Raw genomic sequence first — 4,936 nt, 5'->3', positions numbered from 1 at the left:
TTTTAAAACCATAAATTATAAACTAAGGAGAATTTTATTTAAAAAAAGAAAGGAGAAATTAATAATTATTAATAAAGAAGGGAGAGAAAAGATTGGAAAATAAAAAAATTGCAAAGTGATTGATAAAAACAAATTAATTAGTCACAACAGCCTAATCATGGATTGGTTTTCAAAATGGAGTTTTTTAGGAAGCAAAGAGGGGGACATTTGAAAGAGTGAGTAATGTTTTAGAGTTAAATATTAATTTTTATCCATTACTCATTCTTTAGAAAATAATAATTTCACTCTGTAGGTAAGTCTTCAATTTCACTTTATTGGTGAAGAGCGCTGCTGCAGGGATATTCTTCACTCATTTTTAACGAGCCTTTAGGACCATTTTTACCAGATCCTCAACCGAGATACCATTGTTTTCTTTCTTCAGTATTCTTTGAATACTTTTTTCAGCGGTACTTTTATTTATTCCAAGTTTCACCAAAGCGGAAAGGGCTTCCTGGGAAACAGCATGATTTGCAGAATAAGATACTGAATTAACATCTTTTGAAGCAGTGAGGCCTTCTTTCTTCATTTTGTCCTTTAACTCCAAAATAATTCGCTGGGCTGTCTTTGCGCCAATGCCTTTTACACTTTGAATCACCCGTGTATTCTCATTAATTATAGCCTGTTGGATTTCTTCCGGAGAAAGAGACGATAGAATAACCAACCCTGTGTTAGGTCCTACCCCTGATATTGAAATCAGATCTAAAAATAATTTCTTTTCTTCGGGAGTGGAAAAACCATACAATAACTGGGCATCTTCCCGTATGTGGAGGTAGGTATGAAGCTTAGTTCGCTCCATACCTTTAATGAAAGAAAATGTATTCAGGGAAATAAAAACCTGATAACCTACACCTTGTATATCAATTACTACATAAGTAGGCTCTTTATAACTTAATTTACCCTCTAAGTAGGCTATCATACTTCTTCTTTATTTATGCTTTTGAACTTGGGCATCAACAACCGCTATGGCAACCATATTGACTATCTCCCTTACCGAACTACCTAATTGCAAAATGTGCACAGGCTTCTTCATCCCAATCAGGACAGGACCAATGGCCTCAGCACCGCCAATCTCCATTAACAATTTATAAGCAATATTTCCAGAGGTAAGATCAGGAAATACCAAGGTATTAGCTCCTTCTTCAGCCAATTCACTAAAAGGATACAACTCTTTTTGTAATTCTGTATTAAGGGCCACGTTTGCTTGCATGTCTCCTTCCACCACCAATTCAGGATATTTTTCCTTAGCTAATTTAGTGGCTAAAGCAGTTTTTGATGGAACATCTCCTTTACTTGAGCCAAAATTTGAATAAGACAACACCGCGACCCTAGGCTCATGATCAAAGAAACGAACCCCTCTGGCCGTCATACCGATAATTTCCACTAATTCATCCACATTGGGGTTTACATTAACGGTAGTATCGGCTAAGAAGTAATTTCCTTTTTGGTTACCGACAATGTACATTCCAGCCACTCGGTTCAAACCGTCTTCCACACCAATAGTTTGGAGGGCAGGTCGTATAGTAGAGGCATAATCTTTAGTCAAACCAGAAATCAACGCATCGGCCTCACCACATTCTACCATCATAGCCCCAAAGTAATTGCGATCACGCATCAACTTCACACCTTCCTGAAGCGTAATGCCTTTCCGCTTTCTCTTTTTGTAAAAAATCTTGCCGAATTGCTCAAGCTTTTCTTGCTGATGAAAAGGGTCAATAATTGGGAAGCCATTCAGGTCAATTTTATTATCCAGGGCAATCTGCTCTATTCTGTTTTTATTACCTAACAAAATTGGTTTAGCAATTCCTTCATCTCTAAGGTTTTCTGCAGCTTTAAGAATTTTAGGGTGGTCAGCCTCTGCAAAAACAATTCGTTTAGGATCTTTTTTCGCTCTATCAATAATACGAGATAAAAGTCCCTGATCTATTCCAATTCGTTTCTGTAATTCCAGATCATAGGCCTCCCAATCAGAAATCTTAAACTTTGCCACACCGGAATCCATAGCTGCTTTTGCTACGGCAGGGGAAACAGCTGTAATTAAACGTGGGTCAAGAGGTTTAGGGATGAGGTAATTTTTCCCAAAGCTAATATGCTCATCTCCATACGCCTTGGTTACAATTTCAGGAACAGACTCTTTTGCTAATTTGGCTAAAGCTTTTACCGCCGCCAATTTCATTTCCTCATTAATGGCCGTGGCACGTACATCTAATGCTCCCCGAAAAATATAAGGGAATCCCAAAACATTATTTACCTGATTAGGGTGGTCGGAACGACCTGTAGCCATAATAATATCATCACGTGAAGCCATGGCCTCAGGGTAAGCTATCTCTGGCTCCGGATTGGCAAGGGCAAATACAATTGGGTTTTCAGCCATTAATTGAATCTGCTCCTTTTTAATAATATTACCTGTAGAAAGGCCCAACAACATATCCGCACCTTCAAGGGCCTCATCAATCGTTTTATCCTGTTTACCTTCACCAAACATTACCCGGGAAGGATCCATGTTTTTACGTCCTTCATGAACTGCCCCGGTCTTATCAAACATAGTAATGTTTTCAATTTTTGCTCCCAGAGACAGATAAAGCTTAGCACATGCAATTGCTGCCGCTCCAGCTCCCAAAACTACAATCTTTATCTCCTCTATCTTTTTCCCGGCCAATTCAAGGGCATTCAATAAAGCAGCAGATGAAATAATAGCAGTTCCATGCTGATCGTCATGCATTACCGGAATGCTCATTTGCTTTTTCAACTCCTCCTCAATGATAAAACTTTCCGGAGCTTTAATATCCTCCAGATTAATCCCCCCAAAAGTAGGTTCCAAGGCCTTTACCACATTAATAAAATGCTGTGGGTCTTTGGCATCTACTTCTATGTCAAAGACATCAATTCCAGCAAACTTCTTAAAAAGGACTCCTTTTCCTTCCATTACTGGTTTTGAAGCCTCAGGTCCAATATCCCCAAGACCTAAAACCGCGGTTCCATTGGATATTACTCCTACCAAATTTCCTTTGGCGGTATACTTATATACATTTTCCTTTTCATCGGCTATTTCCAAACAAGGTTCTGCCACCCCCGGAGAATAAGCCAAGGCCAGATCTCGTTGGCTGCTAAGCATTTTAGTAGGAACTACTTCAATCTTTCCAGGTTTTCCCTGAGAATGAAAGTTCAATGCATCTTCTTTTCTAATCTTTACAGACATGAATTTTAATTTTTGTCACTAAATCTTTTTATGTCTACGCGTTACAAAAGGGTATTCCAGAATAGGAAAGCATAATGAAAAATAAAATTCCTTTCCACTTACCCAAAAAGAATAAGTACTCTTAAAAATCAAAGCGCGTAGCTAGAGGAAAAATCCAAAGAGATTAATAATATTGGTCAAAACACAAAAAAGCTATTATGCAGTTGTTAAAAACAAATTGACATTCAGCAGATTTTGCCATGAATATAAATCTCTTTGTCCCCAAAAGGAATTTATTTTCCGATGGACAAATTTAAAACAGAAGAGGAGTTTATTCTAATTAGAATTCATCTTTTGTTTTAAACGTCCATAAAATAGATTCTAATTCTCTTACAGAATTTACTTTTCGTTTTCCTGGACTATACAAAAAACCTTCAATGTAATAAAGCCTGTTGGTTGCTTTATCCACAAACGCATAACTAAGGAATGGCCCTCCCATAAAACCTCTTTGAAGTTTCCACAAACCTCTTAATTCGACCGCATATTTACCATTGAAACTCATTTGCTTACTGTTTACAGGCACCCGGTCCTCGGTAGTAATATATGAATCACTTCTATCATTGGCATAAATATACTTTTTCCCTATCCTTTCTCTCAGGTTAAGAAGGCTATCCTTTTCAAAGGCTTTCTCAGATTTATAATCCATCCAGGTAATAAAAATACTTTTATCCACCTCCTGATCAGGATTACGAATCCACACAAAATCTGCCGAATCCATAGCTAATTGATAACCCATTGGAATTGTTATCTTGAAACCATGTTCCTTCATCAAGGATTTCATTATACCAGATTCCTTTGTCCCCTTATCTAGGGAGGTAATCATACGATCTCTTTCAACCTTATTAAAATTATCCTGAAGCTTATTTTTGTTTTCCGTTAATTGGGCAATTAATTGTTCTTCAGTTTGCCCAAATAGGAACAGAATTTCCTGGCCTCGAGCAAATTCATTTTCCTTGGTGTACATATAGAGCTCTGGATCATTCTTTATTCTCTCAATAGATGCCTGGGTAAAGGTACTTCTAATTTCCTGATTAGCAGTTGAACGGTTATCCAGCGTAGTGACATAAATCAAATTTTTGGACTGCTTTAAAAGACTGGTCATACTTCCTGGATTTACTTGGTGAAGTGAAAACATACTTTCAGGTTGAGGCAAACCAGGGGAAACTTCAAGAAACACTCCTTTTATTGCCTCACCAAGGGGACCGGCCCATTGTGCAGAATCCATTATCAGGATTATTTCTCCAGTTTTTCCTCTAGCAACAGGCAAAAGAGAAGTGTTTTTCTTTTTGTCACCATTCCCACTGCAGGACATTATCAGAATAGCTGGAATAATTAAAAGTAGTCTTCCTAAGATCTTTTTCATATGGAAAAAATTTATCATATTTTCTATGGTTTTTACTAATCTTTCCTCTTTGACAAAAAATTCAATAAACTCTGTTGAATATATTTACCAGAATTAGATAATAATTCCTTTCAATTTTTCATGCATGTTTTACGCCACCAAATAAAAAAGTTTATCTTAAAGTAACGTCCCAATATTCAAATAGATATACCCATCTACGCATTGTTTTCTCCATGGAATGATAAACCGATCTGGCCTTTCCCCCTTTATTTTCTCACTTTTCGATAATAAAAAGCATTGTAAAACGGGCAGAAAACCGG

3 protein-coding genes are annotated in these 4,936 nt (G+C 37.2%); all 3 read right to left on the bottom strand.

Going from position 1 to position 4,936, the window contains the following annotated elements; genetic code table 11:
• Nucleotides 1-355: 355 nt before the first annotated feature.
• Complete coding sequence (gene ruvA / locus E1171_RS07090; protein WP_155205314.1) at nucleotides 356-955, bottom strand: Holliday junction branch migration protein RuvA; 600 nt, start codon at nucleotides 953-955, stop codon at nucleotides 356-358.
• 9 nt (nucleotides 956-964) lie between these two features.
• The gene (locus E1171_RS07085) at nucleotides 965-3,235 is read right to left on the bottom strand and encodes an NADP-dependent malic enzyme (RefSeq protein ID WP_155205313.1); all 2,271 of its coding nucleotides are present in this window, start codon (nucleotides 3,233-3,235) and stop codon (nucleotides 965-967) included.
• A 319-nt stretch (nucleotides 3,236-3,554) separates the two neighbouring features.
• A complete protein-coding gene (locus E1171_RS07080; protein WP_187696318.1) occupies nucleotides 3,555-4,637 on the bottom strand; it encodes a DUF4837 family protein in 1,083 nt (360 codons plus the stop codon).
• Between the last annotated feature and the right edge of the window lie 299 nt (nucleotides 4,638-4,936).

The organism is Xanthovirga aplysinae, from assembly GCF_009711365.1.
GTDB lineage: Bacteria > Bacteroidota > Bacteroidia > Cytophagales > Cyclobacteriaceae > Xanthovirga > Xanthovirga aplysinae.
Note: the sequence above shows the minus strand (reverse complement) of the source record. Positions and strands in the feature narration are given on the sequence as shown.

Coding starts and splice junctions, on each gene's coding strand:
- ruvA (WP_155205314.1), bottom strand. CDS start 955: ATGATAGCCTACTTAGAGGGTAAATTAAGTTATAAAGAGCCTACTTAT.
- E1171_RS07085 (WP_155205313.1), bottom strand. CDS start 3,235: ATGTCTGTAAAGATTAGAAAAGAAGATGCATTGAACTTTCATTCTCAG.
- E1171_RS07080 (WP_187696318.1), bottom strand. CDS start 4,637: ATGAAAAAGATCTTAGGAAGACTACTTTTAATTATTCCAGCTATTCTG.